Annotated in this window: 9 protein-coding genes; 4 read left to right on the top strand and 5 right to left on the bottom strand. The window is 67.3% G+C overall.

What is annotated here, in order from left to right; translation table 11 throughout:
- Positions 1-281 precede the first annotated feature (281 nt).
- Complete coding sequence (eccB, locus tag M5I08_RS20975) at positions 282-1,649, top strand: type VII secretion protein EccB (protein ID WP_219067890.1); 1,368 nt, start codon at positions 282-284, stop codon at positions 1,647-1,649.
- Here the strand turns inward: eccB and mycP are convergent.
- Both mycP and eccD read right to left on the bottom strand, forming a co-directional pair.
- Positions 1,635-2,984 (bottom strand): type VII secretion-associated serine protease mycosin, encoded by a 1,350-nt coding sequence (gene mycP / locus M5I08_RS20970; protein WP_219067891.1) that lies wholly within the window; start codon positions 2,982-2,984, stop codon positions 1,635-1,637. The genes eccB and mycP overlap by 15 nt on opposite strands.
- Complete coding sequence (eccD, locus tag M5I08_RS20965) at positions 2,981-4,345, bottom strand: type VII secretion integral membrane protein EccD (RefSeq protein WP_219067892.1); 1,365 nt, start codon at positions 4,343-4,345, stop codon at positions 2,981-2,983. Before eccD ends, mycP begins: the two co-directional genes overlap by 4 nt.
- Positions 4,346-4,455: 110 nt before the next feature.
- On the opposite strand from eccD, the gene eccCa reads away from it, so the two are divergent.
- A complete protein-coding gene (eccCa, locus tag M5I08_RS20960; RefSeq protein WP_219067893.1) occupies positions 4,456-8,229 on the top strand; it encodes a type VII secretion protein EccCa in 3,774 nt (1,257 codons plus the stop codon).
- Positions 8,226-9,446 (top strand): type VII secretion-associated protein, encoded by a 1,221-nt coding sequence (locus M5I08_RS20955; RefSeq protein ID WP_219067894.1) that lies wholly within the window; start codon positions 8,226-8,228, stop codon positions 9,444-9,446. The genes eccCa and M5I08_RS20955 overlap by 4 nt, the downstream gene beginning before the upstream one ends.
- A 7-nt stretch (positions 9,447-9,453) precedes the next feature.
- On the opposite strand, the gene M5I08_RS20950 is transcribed toward M5I08_RS20955, so the two are convergent.
- The gene (locus M5I08_RS20950) at positions 9,454-10,839 is read right to left on the bottom strand and encodes a PPE family protein, SVP subgroup (protein WP_219067895.1); all 1,386 of its coding nucleotides are present in this window, start codon (positions 10,837-10,839) and stop codon (positions 9,454-9,456) included.
- A gap of 56 nt (positions 10,840-10,895) precedes the next feature.
- The gene (locus M5I08_RS20945) at positions 10,896-12,308 is read right to left on the bottom strand and encodes a PPE family protein, SVP subgroup (protein WP_219067896.1); all 1,413 of its coding nucleotides are present in this window, start codon (positions 12,306-12,308) and stop codon (positions 10,896-10,898) included.
- Positions 12,309-12,964: 656 nt separating this feature from the next.
- Here M5I08_RS20945 and tnpC point away from each other — a divergent pair.
- A complete protein-coding gene (gene tnpC / locus M5I08_RS20940; RefSeq protein ID WP_249762911.1) occupies positions 12,965-14,461 on the top strand; it encodes an IS66 family transposase in 1,497 nt (498 codons plus the stop codon).
- A gap of 392 nt (positions 14,462-14,853) precedes the next feature.
- Here tnpC and M5I08_RS20935 read toward each other — a convergent pair whose 3' ends face one another.
- Positions 14,854-16,662, bottom strand: coding sequence for an NAD-binding protein (locus M5I08_RS20935; protein WP_219069590.1), 1,809 nt, complete (start codon positions 16,660-16,662; stop codon positions 14,854-14,856).
- Positions 16,663-16,901: the final 239 nt, after the last annotated feature.

Genomic DNA, 16,901 nt, shown 5'->3' with positions numbered 1-16,901 from the left:
CAATATCGCGCAGTATCTCGATATGGTCGGTGCGCTCGACGTACAGGACGGGTCGCCCCGTTGCGTTTTCGAGGTAGTAGTCGATGGCGTGCTCGAATATCCGCGCTGGGCAACCTGCTGTTCCACGAACGCCTTGAGTGAGTCGGGTGGTGAGACGTTCATGGTGCCCACGGGACGAACGCTAGTGATGGCAAAAATTGTCGAACGCCTGGCGCCCTCGGCGCCGCGGCCCTGTGGATCGACGGCGACGCGAGATGTGACCACTAAATATCGTGAAGCCGATGCACCCGGGGGTCACGCGACTGCAGGTCAGCGGGTATCGATTTCTGCTGCGCCGTATCGAATGCGCGCTGCTGGGCAGGGATGTCCGCGACGTTAACGAACCGATTCGCGCGTCGCTGCAGTCGCTGATGGCCGGCGCAGTGCTGGCGATCGTCATGGTGGCCGGATGCGCGCTGCTGGCCGCGGTGGGCCCGCAACCGGGTTTGCCGAACGCCTCGATTGTCATGGGCAAACAATCTGGGGCGCTGTACGTTCGCATCGGCGAAACCCTGCATCCGGTGCTGAACCTGGCCTCGGCGAGGCTGATTACCAGAACGAATGCCGACCCGCAGCCGGTGCCCGAGTCGGACCTGAGCCATAGCAAAAGAGGACTGCCGCTGGGCATCCCCGGCGCCCCCCAATTTCTGGGGATTCCACTTGGCGAGGACGAACTGCGGTGGACGGTCTGTGACAGCGGCGGCGGCTCACCGAGCACGACCATCGTCATCGGTTCGGCCGAGGGACCGCGCTCGCAGCCCTTGGCGGGCGAACAATCCGTCCTGGTCAAGCCGGTATCAGGCGGGTCCACCTATCTGCTGTACGACGGCCGCCGGGCCGTGGTGAATCTCAATGAACCTGCGGTGGTGAGGGCACTCGGGCTGGACGGTCGGGTGCCGTTGGCGGTGTCATCGACGCTGCTGAACGCCGTCTCGGAGGCGCCGCCGATCACGACGCCCCGGATTGCGGATGTCGGCACTCGCGGATCCTCGGCACTGCCGGGGTTTACGGTCGGCAGCGTGCTCCGGGTGGCCCGCGCCGACCGCGACGAGTATTACGTCGTAGTCGGCCACGGGATCCAGCGCATCGGCCGGGTGGTCGCCGATTTGTTGCGATTCACCGACTCGCGGGGCGCCCGCACCGTCATCGCCGTCGCGCCCGATTTCATCCGCTCGGCGCCGACGGTGACCGACTTGCCGGTGGCCACGTTTCCCGACCGGGCGCCGACGCCGTTGACCGACTCCACAACGCTGTGCGTCGGTTGGCGGCATGGCGATGTCGCGATGTCGGCCGGCGGTCCACCGATCCCGGCGGGCCAGGAGCCGGTGAAGTTATCGCAGGCCGATGGAAACGGCCCGGCGCTCGACGCCGTTTACCTTTCGCCGGGGCACTGTGCCTATGTACGGGCGACCGGTCTGTCGGGAAGCAACCCGCAAGCCGGCACCCGATACCTGATCACCGACACCGGTGTGCGATTCGCCATCCACGACGACGATGCCGCACACGACCTCGGCCTGCCCGATACGGCCATCCCGGCACCGTGGCCGTTATTGGCGAAACTTCCTGCGGGGCCGGAGCTGAGCAGGGCGAACGCCTCAGTCGCGTCGTAGTCGGGCCATCAGTGTGCCGGCGAGCACCACTGCTGCCAGCACGCCGCCGCAGATCGCCGCGCCGCGTAACGCCGTGTCCCGCGCGCCATGGTTCGCCGGCGCGGGACGCGGCGGTGCTGCAATCGGCACCGGTGTGTGCGGCGGCGAAGGCGATGGGTTCACCGGCGGGTCGGTGCTGACCGCGGCGAGCAAGTCGACAACGCCCGCGCCCACCAGTGGATCCCGCCCGCCGGGAGGATGGTGCGCGGTGGCTTCGATGCGTTGCATCACCTGACGCGCCGTCAATCTCGGGAACCGGGATCGGATCAGCGCCGCCAACCCGCTGACCACTGGAGCCGCGTAGCTGGTGCCCGACAGCCGGGCCGTTCCATCAGGCCCGCCAAGGGTATTCATCAAGCCGTCGCCCGACGAGCTCAGCGATATCACCGCCTCGCCGGGAGCAGCGACATCCACCCACGGTCCGGCAAGCGTGAACGACGATGGTTCGCCGCGCGCGTTCACCGAACCCACGGTCAGCACGTAGTCGTCGTACCACGCGGGGCTGACCGCAACCGTCACGTTGTCCCACGTTGCCTCGGGTCGCTGAGCCGGACACTGCCCCGCGCCGGTGTTGCCGGCCGCGACCACGACGACGGCGTTCTTGATGTCAACCGCGTAGGACAGTGCGGCGCCGAGGGCGCGGTCGTCGAGCACCGACCCGGTGCGGATGCAGGCAACCGCGGAGATATTGATCACCGAAGCGCCGAGATCCGCCGCGGTCCGGACAGCTGCTGCCATGGTGTCGACATCGCCGGATCCGGTGTTGGACGGATCCGCGACCGCGCCGAACTTCGCGCTGGACTGCCGGATGCTGATCAAACTGACCTCCGGCGCGACGCCGCTGAACCCATCATGATGGTGGGAATCCGGTGCGGCGGCGATGATCCCGGCCACCGCGGTGCCGTGGCCGTCGCAATCCTGGGTGCCGTCGCCGGTAAAGACGTAGTCACCGCCGGCCGCCGTGTCGGGCAGCCGCGAGTGCGGCGAAACCCCGGTGTCGATGACCGCGACCCGTTGGCCAGCACCACGAGTGAGTCTCCACACCGCGGCCAGATCAAGCCCGGACAGTTGGCTGGGGGCGTCGGCCCGGTTCGCAGCGCCAGCCATCGACGGCACTGCGCACATCGACCGCTGCACGGTGGGCTGCGGCGGCCTCGCCGGCGCCGGCTCGGGTAGCCGGCTGCTGTCGATTGGTGGCGGCGAGACCGCGTACGCTGCAGGCATTCCGTATTGCGGCAGCGCGGCGATCATCACGACCGTCACACACCGCAGCGCTTTGCACTGTGCGGTGGTCATAGCAGGTTCATGCCACGCGCGGCACTGTAAAACCCGCAGATCCAGCACGCAAGCGGCACGATAGCGGCCAAGGCGAGATACTCCGACAGCTCGACAGCTCGTCGCCCGACGGGGGAGAGCCGCATCGTGTGGGCGATGAAACCCAGGCATAGCGCGGCCGCCGCCAGCGTCGTCGCCAACGCAGCTATGTAGGGCGTCTGGAGCGGGTAGGCGACGGCGGCGATGACGAGAGTTGCGCCGAGCGTGGCGATTCCAGCCGCGAGCAGCGGCACGGATCGCGCCAGGTCAGGGTGGGAACGCGCTCGCAACAGCAGCACACCGCCGGTTACCGTGGCGAACGCAATCCCACGCCAGGGTGGACCGTCGGCGAATACCGATCCGACTGCGGCGCCGATAGCTCCCAGTGCGCCCGCAGCGGAGAATGCGACGACCAGGCTGGTCAGCCAGGTGTCGGCGCGGATCGACTTGGCGTTCAATCCCTCTGGAACACCGTCGGACTCCGGCGAGACTTCTGAGGACAGGCCCGCCAGCATGATCGACAGCGGTGCGGACACTTCGACCAAGACCAGCGATATCGCCGCGGACGCCGCACCGATCGCCGTTAGCGGCACTGCGGTGACCGCACCCACCACCGCCGCAGCTGCTTCGGCCGTCGCGAAGCATGCCAATGCCGTGAATACGGTTGCGTGGCAACCTATCACCCGCATGACGGTCGCCGATGTCGCAGCGGCAGCCGCAGCGAGCAACGCATTCGGCGCCCCCAATCCAGCGGGAACTGCCAGCAAGCCGGCGAGGCCGGCGAATCCGGCAGCCGCCAGACCCAACGTCAGTCCGACCGACCCGTCGCCGAACACCCGGTGGGTGGCGAGCGCCGCCAGCAGCGCGATGAAGCCGGCCGCCGCCGCGACACCGGCACAGCCGGCCCGACGGATGTCGTTGGCGCCAAGAGCTGTTCCGACCAAGACCGCCGCGCCGCTGGCGGCCATGCAACTGGCCGCCAGCGCACCGACCAGCCGAGCCGATCGACTAGTCCAACGCCGCGCCGTCGAAGCGAGAGAAATCGATACCGCCTCTGCTAGGTCGTCGAAACGTGGCGGCGTTGGAACGGTCGACGATCTGGTCAGCATCAATACTGTGCCGTCCCGGATTTCGGATTCGGCCAACGTCTTTGACGGGTCGAGCGCGCCGTTTCCCGCAAGTGAAAGCTGATATCGAGCAGCAACCAGCTCACCGCCACACTCGGCTGCCACAATGTCCACGATCGGTGGTATCAGCGACGCGATCGGCAAGGCGGCCGACAGCACCAAGTCGACGTAGCGGGAGTCGGCGTAGACAACCACCCGTCGCACTGCTTGGTCCACCACGACCTCCCTTCGCCAATCGGGACGCTAACCGACGTCGCCAGGCCGCGTATCCGATGATCCACAGCTGACTTGCAGCCGATTGCGGTCCTACCTAGGGTGCCAATCGCATGGGGCACTGCGACAGTTCGGCGACGGTGGAAGTCACGCCGCCGGCACGGCTGGCTCTGCCGGTGGTGGAGTCGGCCGACATCCTTGTTGCGCCACCACCGCCCGTGACGCGACCTACGCGGACGAACATGGTGGCCCGTTTTCTGCCGATCGTCACGGCCATCGCGACTTCCGCGATGATGGCGGTCTTTTTTCTTTCCCGCTCAGCCGGGGCGCGCAGTCCCGTGTTCATGACGTTTCCGCTCATGATGCTGTTGTCGGCGGCGGTGACGGTGGCGTCCGGCGCGGGTCGGCGGCGCGGCGAGATCAACGCCGACCGCGCCGAATATCTGGGCTATCTGTCTGACTTGCGTGCTGCTGTCGCCGAAACCGTTGCGGCACAGCATTCGTCGCTGATGTGGTGCCATCCGGATCCCGACCTGTTGTGGACCTTAATAGGCGGTCGGCGGATGTGGGAACGGCGATCATCGGATTCAGACTTCTGTCACATCCGAATTGGTATCGGAACGCAGTGTCTTGCCACCCGTTTGGTGCCTCCCCAGGCCGGGCCGACCGACCGGCCGGATCCGGTAACGGCGAGCGCCTTGCGGCGATTCCTGCAAACGCACTCGAGCGTCCCGGATGCGCCGATCGCGATCGACCTACGGGAACTGAAGGCGGTGACGGTTGACGGTGAAGCCAGGCACGCGCGTGCGCTGTTACGCGCGATGATCTGCCAACTGGCCGTGTTCCACAGCCCGACCCTGGTGTTGGTTGCCGCCGTGGTCAGTGACAGCAATCGAGGCCACTGGGATTGGTTGAAGTGGTTGCCGCACAATCAACATCCGTGCGCCGGCGACAGCCTCGGCTCTGCCCGGATGGTGTATCCGTCGCTGGCCGCGGCCATTCTGGCACTCGCCGACCTGCCGACGCCTCAGTTGGTCATCGTCGTCGACGACGGAGACGTCGTCGGCGTGAGGTTGCGCAACGGCGCCACGGGCGACGACGGCGCCACAGCTGGGCAGCTGCGGCTGCGCGTGAGCGGCAGCGAGCTGGTGATCGGACAGCCCGGCGGTGACGAAGCCTCCGCACGCCCGGACCACATGACATACACCGCTGCGTTGACGTGTGGGCGAAGGCTTGCGGGCTACCGAGCCGGCCGGCCGGATGCGTCAGGCTGGCAGGATCTGCTCGGGATCGGCGACCTTGCGTCCTACACCGCGACTGACTGCTGGAACAACACACGTCCCCGCGACCGGCTCCGTGTTCCGATCGGCACGACGGCCACGGGCGCCCCGCTAGAGCTCGACATCAAGGAGGCCGCCGAGAAGGGCATGGGTCCGCACGGGCTGTGCATCGGGGCGACCGGGTCGGGTAAGTCTGAGCTGTTGCGCACGGTCGCACTCGGGATGATGGTCCGTCACTGCCCAGAAGCGCTCAACCTGGCCCTCATTGACTTCAAGGGCGGCGCGACCTTCGCCGGCCTGGAGCCGGCGCCGCATGTCGCCGCCGTCATCACGAACCTGTCCGACAAGGCCGCACTGGTCGCAAGGATGCGTGATGCGCTCACCGGCGAGATGAACCGCCGCCAGGAAGTCTTGCGCGCGGCCGGTAGCCTCGACGGGGTTGGCGCCTACAATCGCGCGCGGCAAGCGGGAGCCCAATTAGCGCCGCTGCCAGTGCTGTTCATCATCGTCGACGAGTTCTCCGAACTGCTCAGCCAGCACCCGGATTTCGCTGACGTTTTTGTCGCGATAGGCCGACTCGGCCGATCGCTGGGTATGCATCTGCTGCTGGCCAGCCAACGTCTCGACGAAGGCAGACTTCGCGGCTTGGAGGCACATCTGTCCTATCGCGTATGCCTGAAGACGTTGTCCGCCAACGAGTCACGCATTGCGCTGGGAACCAACGACGGCTACGAATTGCCCAGCACACCGGGTGCGGCATATCTGCGGGTCGGCACGGACGAGTTGATCCGCTTCCAGGCCGCGTATGTTTCCGGCCCGTGCCATGCGGACACTCAGTGCACCGGGGAGGGGTGTGACGAGCCGTCGCAGCCGGTGCGGGTTTTCACTGCAAAACCGATCGGGCCGATCGCACGCACCCGCAAATCCGACGGCGACGAGCAGCGCACCGTTTTGCAGACCGTTGTCGATCGCCTCTCCGGACACGGCCCGTGTGCGCACGAGGTGTGGCTGCCGCCGCTGGAGACGAGCCCGGCCCTGGACACCGTGCTGCGCGACGGCGAGTCAACCGGCGAACCCAGGCCCGCGTTGACCGTTTCCATCGGCCTCGTTGACCGCCCGTTCGAGCAGCGGCGCGCCCCGCTGGTGGTCGACTTGTCCGGGGCCGCCGGCAATGTCGCTGTGGTCGGCGCGCCCCAATCCGGCAAGTCGACCACCTTGCGCGCGCTGATCACCGCGCTGGGCGTCACCCACGATCCGCGATTGGTGCAGTTTTACTGCCTGGACTTCGGCGGTGGGGCATTGGCATCGTTGGCCGACTGGCCGCACGTCGGCTCGGTCGCCGGCCGAGCGGACTCGCAGTTAGCGCGGCGGATGATCACCCGGCTTGACGCGATCATCCGGTCCCGTGAGGCCGCCTTTCGCGACCACGGGATCGGTTCGATGGCCCAGTATCGGCTGCTGAAAGCCAGACAAGACCCGAGATGCGACCGCTTCGGCGATGTCTTCTTGATCGTTGACGGATGGGCAAGCCTGTGCCGTGAATTCGAAGCGATCGAGGCCTCGATCAGCAGCCTTGCCGCTCAAGGACTCTCATTCGGAGTCCATGTGGTGTTGTCCGCGTCGCGATGGGCTGAGATTCGCCCCGCACTCAAGGATCAGATCGGAACCCGAATCGAGTTGCGGCTGGGCGATCCAGCGGATTCCGAACTGGACCGTCGACGGGCCCAGCTGGTCCCTGAAGGCAAGCCGGGCCGGGGCCTTTCCGGCGACGGGCTGCATATGGCGATCGCGTTGCCCGGTCGGCAGAAAGGACAGATGTTGCACCGCCGTCATGGCGGATGGACCGCGCCGCCGATAGCCCTATTGCCTGCGCGCGTCGAATACCAGCGCATGGTGCAGCAGACCGTCGCGGGCTCCGATGTGCTGATCGGCCTCGAGGACAGTGAACTGCGTCCGCTAGCCGTCGATTTCGCCCAGCAGCCGCATCTGCTGATTCTTGGGGACGCCGAATGCGGCAAGACCGCTGCGTTACGCACCGTTTGCCGTGAGCTCCTGCGGACCACGACCGCCGCACAATCGCAGCTGTTCATCGTCGATTTCCGTCGCTCGCTGCTCGGCGTCGTCGAGCCGGAGTATCTTGGCGGATACCTTGCCTCGGCGGACGCCGTCGACGCGGTGTTACCGCGCCTGGATGGCCGGCTGCGCGACAGAATGCCGCCGCCGGACGCTACCCCGGTGCAGTTGCGCAGCAGGTCCTGGTGGTCAGGACCCGAGATCTATGTCGTCATCGACGATTACGACCTGGTAGCCACCGCCAACAGCAATCCGCTTTCGCCGCTGCTGGAATCTTTGCCGCACGCCAAGGACCTGGGTTTGCATCTGGTGGTGGCACGCCGCAGCGGCGGGGCCGCCCGCGCCATGTTCGAGCCACTACTCGCGGGATTGCGTGATGCCGGCTGTATGACGTTGCTGATGAGCGGAAGCCCGGACGACGGCCTGATGATTGGCTCTGTCCGCCAGTCGCCGATGCCGCCTGGCCGCGGCACGCTGATCACCCGCGACGCCGGAGCGCAGATCGTGCAGCTCGCCTGGAGTCCCCCGCCATGAGCACGCACGTAGTCGAGGTCGGCCCAAACAGCATCCGCGAATTATGTTGCAGCGGCGCAGCAGTCGACGACGACGGGGAGATGGTAAGGGCCGCGTTCGACAGCATCGACGATCCGGTAGCCCTGCTTGACCTCCGTCCGGTCAGTGTGGACTGGTTGTGGCGGACCGTGTTGGGTTCGCATGCCTGCGGTGGCTCTGAGCGGGCGATTGTCGTTCACCCGTCGTGGTGGGCGCCGACGCGAATTGCTCGCGTCGGCGCTGCGGCAGATACCGTCGCCGGCGAGGTAGCGCTGCGGCCCCGATCGTGGCTGCTGATTCAGGCATCGCCGCTCAAGGCCCAGCACGCGACGGTGGTTGTGGAAATCGCCGACTGCTTCGTGGTGATCACCGGCGCCGCGGTGGTCGCCGAATCCCGCTGCGGGGAGCCGGAGCTCGTCGCTCAGGCGGTCATGCGATCCGTCCGAGAGATGACTTCGGACGTGGCCGCGGCGGTGGTGATCGACGCGCCGGACACGGTAGCCGGGGCCGGTGCGCTGGCAGCGATGATCGCCGACGGGCTGCGCGCCGGCGACCGCATCAGCGCGGTGCACGTCGACGATGCCCGCTTGAGACAGCTTGCCGCACAGACTATTGCGGACGAAAGTACTGGCCGGCCATGTTCGGACGAAGCCGCCCGGCCCGGCTATCGCCGTTACCGCGGTCTGGTGCTGCTGGCCATGCTGCTGATCGTCGCGGTATCAGGAGCGCTCTTGCCGGGCGGGCACCGTGCGCCGGCCGGCGAGGGCATGCCGATGACATTCTTGGTGGAAGGGCACGTCGCCCTGGAAGTTCCGGCGCAATGGCCGATGCAGCGCGTCGTTGGCGGGCCGGGTTCGGCGCGGGTGCAGGTCACATCGCCGTCGGATCCGGAGGTGGCGCTGCATGTGACGCAATCGCGAGTTGCCGTCGCAAACCTAAGCGCCACCGCCGAGTCGCTGAAGCGTGCAATCGATGCGGAGCCGACCGGTGTGTTCGTCGACTTCAACCCGGTCGGCGCTAGTGCCGACCGCCCTGCGGTGACGTATCGGGAGCGCCGCCCCGGGCACGACATCCAATGGATTGTGTTGGTCGACAAAGCGGTTCGGATCAGCATCGGATGCCAAAGCCGTCACGGACGCGACGACGCGGTACGGCAGGTGTGCGAGCGGGCGGTGCGGTCGGCTCGGGCAGTGAGCTGAGAGCTGCTCAGCCCAACGGACGGTGCCCCAGTGAGACCTCGAGCAGGCGCTTCTTCTGCTCCTTGTACTCCTGCTCGCTCAGGCGGCCCTCGTCGCGGAGCTTGGCGATCTGGCGGATCGCCGCCGCGACCCCGGTGACGACGGTGCGCGGCGCGGGCGTCACGTCGGCGTCATCGTCGCTCGCCACACCCGGAGCGCGGCCCGTCAGCCGGGCGTGGGCCACCGGCTTGCCGCCGTCCTGGCCCTCGTCGGTGGCCGGTGGGCCAGCCATGGCTTGGCCGGCCATACCCGCCAGACCCATCTGGTTGAACGCATTAGCCGAGCCGGCTTCCACCGCCGGCGCAGCTGCCGCGGCAGGGCCGGTGAGCGGCGACGTCAATGCAACGGAACGTATCTCGGGCGCGGCCACCGTCCAGTTCGACGGAACCGACAACCCTGCGACCGTGTTCGCCTCGCCCAGGCCCGCCGACACCGACGGGCCCGGGTTCGCGATTGTCGCCGACGGCATTGGGGTCACCAGCGCTGACTCCGACCCGGACGCTTCCCCGAACATTTCGCTGACGACGTCATCCGTGTGCATCTGAACGAATAAGCTGCTGAAGTCGGGGTAAAAACTCGTGATCGACAACGGTGTGGCGCCGAGGCTGGCCACGTCGGCTGGTGCGGAGGTAAAAATTGCTTCCAGTTCGCTCAACAGGCCCAGCGCGTCTGAAAGAGAAGTCGACTGGCCCGATGTTGCGGCGCCCTGCAGCGCGTTGGGCGCCGCGGAGAATGTCTGGGAGGCACCCGACACGATGCTTTGCGCATCGCCGGCAGACCCGCTGGCGGCTTGACCGACCGCGTCGGCTTGGCTGGCCGTCCCGCCCGGGTCGGTGCTCTGGTGTGGTGAGCTGAAAGGTGTGAGCGCTGTCGCGGCTGCCGACGAACCTGCGTAGCAGTACATCGCCGCGGCGTCCTGGGCCCACATCTCGGCGTAGTGCGCCTCGGTGGCCGCGATTGCCGGCGTGTTCTGCCCGAAGAAGTTCGTCGCCACCAATGCCAGCAGCAGGCTGCGGTTGGCGGCGATCACCGGCGGCGGAACCGTCGACGCGAACGCCGACTCGTAGGCGGCGGCCGCCGACCTGGCCTGGGCGGCCGTTTGCTCGGCCCGCGCAGCGGTGGCGCTCAGCCACGCGACGTAGGAGACGGCCGCAGCGGTCATCGACGCCGACGACGGACCCGACCACGGCCCACCTGTCAGCTCCGCCACCACCGACTGATATGCGCCGGCTGCGGTGTACAGCTCGTCGGCCAGCCCCGCCCAGGCCTGCGCAGCGGCCAGCATCGGCCCCGAGCCCGGACCGGCATACATCCGACCGGAGTTGATCTCCGGCGGGTAAATCCCGAAATCCATCGCTGCGCATCCTTCGTTGAGACAACCGGCGCTTCCACCCGAGGTCGGTGGGTGGTTCAGCGACCGAGCAGGCGGTTCTTCTGCTCGGTGTATTCCTCGTCGGTCAGAATTCCCTCGTCGCGGAGCTTGGCGAAGTCGCGCAGCTCCGCCGCCACGCCGGTGACCACGGCCCGCGGTTTACTCTCCGGCGCTTCGGATTGACCGCCGACCTTCGCACTGTCACCGGTGGCCGGCGGGGCTCCGGCGCGAGCCGCCACCTGTGCGCCTTTAGCCCCCTGGCCGCCACCGCGGGCACCGCCGGTGACCACGGTCGCGGCCATGGCCCGCCCGGCCATACCCCCGAGCGCCATCTCGCTCAACGCGCTGCTCGAAACGCCCCCCCCGGCCGGCCCGGCAGAGGCCGCAGGGGGGGCCGGCAGGGCCGGCAGCGTGTACGCGACGGGGCGTACCGCCGGTGTGGCGAGGCTCCACGTCGGCGGCACGGACAATGCGCCGACCGTGTTGGCCTCGCCCAGGCCCGCCGACACCGGCGGGCTTACGTTCGTCGGCGCCGGTGGGCTCACGTTCGTCGGCGCCGGTGGGGCCCAGGGTGCCCCTAAATCCAGCCAGGTCGGTGTCCCTGTGTACTGGCTGACGACCTGATCCGTGTGCTCCCCGACGAAAAGGCTGGCGACGTCGGGGTAAAAACCCGTGACCGTCAATGGCGCGTCCGCACCTAGTTCGGCCAGGCTGGATGGTGCGTCGAGAAAAATTGCTTCGAAATCGCTCAACAGGCCCAGCACGTCTGAAAGAGAAGTCGACTGGGCCGGCGTCGCGGCGCTCGACAGCGCGCTGGGCACCGCGGAGAACGCTTGCTGAGCCGACGACACGGTGCTTTGCGCGTTGCCGGCCGAGGTGCCGGCAGCTTGGGCGGCTGCGGCGGCCTGGCCGGTCGACCCGCCCGGGTTGGTGTTTTGCTGTGGAAAAGTGAACGGTGTCAGTGATGTTGCGGCTGCCGACGAAGCTGCGTAGCCGTACATCGCCGCGGCGTCCTGGGCCCACATCTGCGCGTATTGCGCTTCGGAGGCCGCGATCGCCTGCGTGTTTCGGCCGAACAGGTTCGTCGCCACCAGCGTCGTCAACTGGGTGCGGTTGGCGGCGACCATCGGCGGCGGGACCGTCGAGGCGAACGCCGCCTGGTAGGCGGCGGCGGCGGCGTTGGCCTTGGCGGCGGTTTCCTCGGCCTGGGTGGCGGTGGCGTTAAGCCAGGTGATGTAGGACGAGGCGGCCGCCGTCATCGATGCGGACGCGGGCCCCAGCCACGGTCCGGTGGTCAGCCCCGACACGACCGACTGATACGAGTTGGCCGCCGAATGCAGTTCGGCGGCCAGTCCTTCCCAGGCCTGCGCGGCGGTGAGCATGGGCGCCGACCCGGGGCCGGTATACATTCGAGCGGAGTTGACCTCCGGCGGATACATCCCGAAATCCATCGCTAAGTCACCCCTCTAGTTCACCGCGATCGAGTTGGCCCAGTCGGTGCGCCAGACGCCCCCGACCCTGGTGTATGTCGCGGTTGCGGACAGCTCACACCTGGCCGTGTCGGCACCAGCGACTGCTGGCGCAATGGTGACATGCCGCAAGGCTGTTGTCGCCTCTGGCCCCCGCGCGTCGTCAACTGACGCCGGAATTGCGCCGCCGCATTTGCACTACTCACCGCCGCGACAATGCCGGGCGAAATCATCGACTGCCGCCGGCGACATTCGGACTCACCGGTCTGGAAACCATCGGCCCCCTTCGGTGATAATGGTCGGGCAAACCGCCATTACATCAGGTTGCGGTTTGGAGCGTCCACCAGCCTAAATTAGTGCTGGACGTAAACATTCAGCCGTTTCGCGGAGGCGGTGAGGTCGCGGCATCTGCGCCTGGGTGGTGGCGCCGAGGCCGTTACGGGTCGTAGCTATGGTCGGTGTTTGTGGCTATCAGGGAAGCTCGTGCAGTGGTCGATGCGCTGGCTGATTGGCAGCCGCGTCGACGTCAGGGGTGTGAACGCGCCGCTGCGACAGTGGTGACTGTCGGTGCTGGTGTGGCTGGTGTGGTCTCGGCGTGTCGCCGGTGATGTTGGTGGTGGGGCTGGTGTGATCTCGGAGTGGCCGCGCCCGAGGAGATGTCGCGTGAGGAGCTGATCGCGCTCGTCGCTGGCCAGGCGGCGCGGATCGCCGAACAGGACGCGCGGATCGCCGAACTGGCCGCGGCCAACGAGGAATCCGCGGCGAGGCTGGCCAGACTGGAGCATCTGCTCTCGCGCAACAGCGGCAACTCGTCGATGCCGCCGTCGCAGGACGATGCCCCAGGCCGCGTGGCGCCGGTGAAGCCGAAGCGTCGGAGCGGGTCGGGGCGGAAGAGGGGCAAGCAGCCCGGAGCCCCGGGGACGCATCTGGCCTGGACCGACGGCCCGGCTGAGCGAGTGGACCGGTTCCCGCAGGGGCGGTGCGGGTGCGGCGCGGAGCTGGCCGGGGCGGCGGATCTGGGGATCGTGGACCGCTACCAGCAGCACGAGATCCCCGCGATCGAAGTGCGGATCACCCAGTACGACCAGCATCGGGTGATGTGCGGCTGCGGCCGGGTGCACACCGCGACCCGCCCCGACGGTGCCCGGTCCGGGCCGGTCGGGTACGGGCCGAACCTGCAGGCTCTCGCGGTGTATCTGATGGTGGTGCAGTTCATCCCCGCGCACCGGGTGGTGGAGCTGCTGGACTCGCTGACCGGCGCCGCCCCCTCGGTGGGGTTCGTGCACGGCATGCTCGCGCGCGCCTCCGCGTTGCTGGCCGAGGTGGACAAACGGATCCGCGCCCTGATCACCCTGGCGTACGCGGTGTGCTGCGACGAGACCCCGCTGCGGGTCGGACCCAGGACCCCCAAGCTCGGCCGGAAGAAGGCCGAGAAGTATCTGCTGGTCGCCTGCACCGAGTGGTGCACCAGTTATCTGGTCGGCGACCGGGATCTGGACACGTTCAAGAGGTCCGTGATCACCGAGCTGGACGGCGCGGTGCTCGTGCACGACCGCTACCAGAACTACGACTCTGCCGCGCTCGGCGATCACACCCATCAGCTGTGCTGTCAGCACCTCGGGCGGGATCTGGGCGATGCCGGCGAGGTCTACCCCGACGCGGAATGGCCGCCCCAGGTCGCTCGGGCGCTGCGCTCGCTGATCCACCAGGCCAACCTCGCCCGCGCCGCCGGTGCCGACGGCATCGACCCCGCCGTGCGTGACAACCTTGTCGGCGAGTTCAAACACGGAGTGCTGGTAGGGCTTTCGGAGACAACCAGCGGCGGCGACCGTCCGGGCGAACGCAAGGCTCGGCTGCTGCTGGAAACCCTGCGCGACCGCGAGGCCGACACGCTGCGCTTCGCCTTCGACCTGCGTGTGCCGCCCACCTCCAACCAGGCCGAACGCGACCTGCGGCCGGCCAAGATCCAGCAGAACATCTCCGGGCGGCTCACCAGCGAGAAACGCACCGAAGACCGCTACCGCATCCGCGGCTACCTGTCCACCGCGGCCAAGCACGGCCGCAACACTTTCGGCGCGTTGCGCGAGGCCATCATCGGCCAACCCTGGATGCCACCCGACCCAGCCCCGGCCTGACAGCGGCCCGACCGCCACCACCGAATCCAACCATTCCGGCGGGGGCGCCGCGGGGCGCAATCACACAAGTCGAACCACAGGTCAACGTCGGGGCTGAATGTTTACTGCTGGACCGCTGGACCATCTCACTATCGGCCGTTTAAACGCAGGAAATCCAAAAACGACAGCGGTTTCTTAGCGCCGTTTTGTCGTAACGATCAGTCGTATTTCTCAGGCTAATCACCTGTATTTCTTAGGCGCACGAATTCGTTGCCATTGCGCGGAGTCGGGCCACAAATGCCGACAGGTGCTTTCGCCCCCTGGTCCGATGGCCTGTCTGCAGTCGTACCCGATTCCAAGCGGCGCAACCCCGCGAAGTGGCTGGTAACGACGTGGACGCCAGCTGCGAGCGTTCAGCCGGCCCGCGCTTGGCGGGCGGCGTCGATGGAGACGCCTTGCTCCTCCGTGGCTGGCTGAGCGTCCTGGCCGTCGCGCAACCCCTCGTCGTCGGTCGGTTGCCGAGGCGGCAGTCCCTTGCGCAACGTGCCCAGCAATTCCCGGTACGGGCCGACCAGATAGACGGTGTCGTCCGCGCGCAGCCGCTCTTCCCGGCTGGGGCGTAGCTGCACCGGCGCGTCCTGCCGGGTGATCGCGATGATGCGGATTTGGGTAGACACGTCGAACATCTGCAGGCCATCGAGTTCACTGCCGGGCGCGACCCGCATGGCGCCGACCATGAAGGAACTGTGCCCGACCGAAAAGGTCCCCAGCACCTCCAGGCCGCTCGCGGCGCCGATGAACCAGGGCACGGCCAGTTCGACGGTGGACCGGACGCCGTCGAAGCCGAACCGCTGAGCGACCGCGAAGCCCAATTTGCGCTCGAACACCCGCAGCACGACCGGCACTTCGGCCAGCCGATTGACGTCGGGCAGCACCCGCGGTCCCAACATCTCGGCCATGATGATCCCGGTCTCGATGTTGATCATGTCGTCGCGGGTCACTACCGCCACCGCACGGGCACGATCCGGCCGCGCTGATTCCAGCGTTTGGATCACCGTCGCGTCCCCGAAGATCACCGGCACGTCGAGTTCGCGCACCGCCGGCAAGAAGCGGTTTTCCTCGTCGCGCTCGATCACCGCCACGTCGTGGCCAGCGGCAACGAGATCGCTGACCACCCGGATCCCGAGCTCGGACAGCCCGACGACGATGATGTGGTTGCGCAGATGGCGCACTCGCGGGCGCGCCGCCGCGGCGACGAAGCGCTGGGACAACAGCACGTCGGCGATGAATGCGACCAGCAATGCGATGGTGGTCGCGCCGCCGAACATCAGCATGACAGCGAACAGACGTAGCCAGATGACCTGTTGGCCGAAGCTGAAGTCACCGTAGCCCGTGGTGGTGATCGTCTCGACGGTGAAGTACAGCGCGTCGATCCACGACATCCGCGGGCGCTGATAGTTGAAGTGCAGCACCGCCATTGAGGTGATAACCAGGATGCCCGCTGCCATCAACGCCGGATAAAACGCCGGGTTGAAATCATCGAGCACCACCCGGATCGCGTCGAGCACTCGTCGCAATCGAGGCCGGCGTGCGCGGGTTCCGACCGGCAACGCAACCTTGACGCCGCGATCGGCCGACTCGTCGGCAGTCCCGATCATCACCGTCCAGTCACCGGCGTGCACCCGATGATCCCGGCTCGGACAGGCCACCACTTCACTGCGGTTGGGGGAGTTCCCGCCGTGGATGACCGCGACCGGCGCCAGGTCGCCGTAGAGTTCGCGCAGCGTTGCGTCGCGGGGTGCTTCGCTGCCCGAGGCCACGAATTTGATGCCAGCGGCCTCGAACGGGTGGGCGGTATGCGACAGGCAGGCTTCGACGACCGACGGCGCCGCGAGTTCTGCGACGTGGAAGATGGCGCCGGGCCCGTTGTCGTCAGCAACCGCAGCACGCAACACGTCATTGGTCAGGCGCGCCACCACACGCATGTTCTGGTTGGCTCGTCTTGCCAGAAGGGCGATTTCGAGGTTGAGCGCATCGTCATCCCCGGCACATACGACGGCAATGGCGCGCGCGACTTCGGCGCGCACGAGCTCGCGCGCCACGCCGACGTCGGAAAGCTTGGCACTGTCTAGCTTGACAACCCGCGCGCCGGCCCTTTTCAGCTCCTCGACGATCGTCGTGGCCAGCGCATCGTCACCGCTGACAATGATGTGATGATGCATGCTCTCATCCGCCACTCGGGAATACCTGATTGCGATCGAGTCCAAGACTGAGCGCGGGGAGGCACCCGCTTTGCCGATGCCATTACTGATAAAGGTTACCCCACGGCTTTGCGTCGTCCGGGCCCAACACCTAAGTTTGCTGGCCGGAAATTCACTCATGACGACTGACTCATGGCCCGTGCCCGCGGCGCTAAAGCTTAAAGCCGTTACTGCGCGGGATCATTCGCGTGGTATCGCCC

The organism is Candidatus Mycobacterium methanotrophicum, from assembly GCF_023515995.1.
Classification (GTDB): domain Bacteria; phylum Actinomycetota; class Actinomycetes; order Mycobacteriales; family Mycobacteriaceae; genus Mycobacterium; species Mycobacterium methanotrophicum.
This window is presented reverse-complemented; position numbering and strand designations above follow the sequence as displayed.

Bases quoted from the DNA above. Each gene is read 5' to 3' on its own strand.
- eccB (WP_219067890.1), top strand. From the start codon at position 282: ATGCACCCGGGGGTCACGCGACTGCAGGTCAGCGGGTATCGATTTCTG.
- mycP (WP_219067891.1), bottom strand. From the start codon at position 2,984: ATGACCACCGCACAGTGCAAAGCGCTGCGGTGTGTGACGGTCGTGATG.
- eccCa (WP_219067893.1), top strand. From the start codon at position 4,456: ATGGGGCACTGCGACAGTTCGGCGACGGTGGAAGTCACGCCGCCGGCA.
- M5I08_RS20955 (WP_219067894.1), top strand. From the start codon at position 8,226: ATGAGCACGCACGTAGTCGAGGTCGGCCCAAACAGCATCCGCGAATTA.
- M5I08_RS20950 (WP_219067895.1), bottom strand. From the start codon at position 10,839: ATGGATTTCGGGATTTACCCGCCGGAGATCAACTCCGGTCGGATGTAT.
- M5I08_RS20945 (WP_219067896.1), bottom strand. From the start codon at position 12,308: ATGGATTTCGGGATGTATCCGCCGGAGGTCAACTCCGCTCGAATGTAT.
- M5I08_RS20935 (WP_219069590.1), bottom strand. From the start codon at position 16,662: ATGCATCATCACATCATTGTCAGCGGTGACGATGCGCTGGCCACGACG.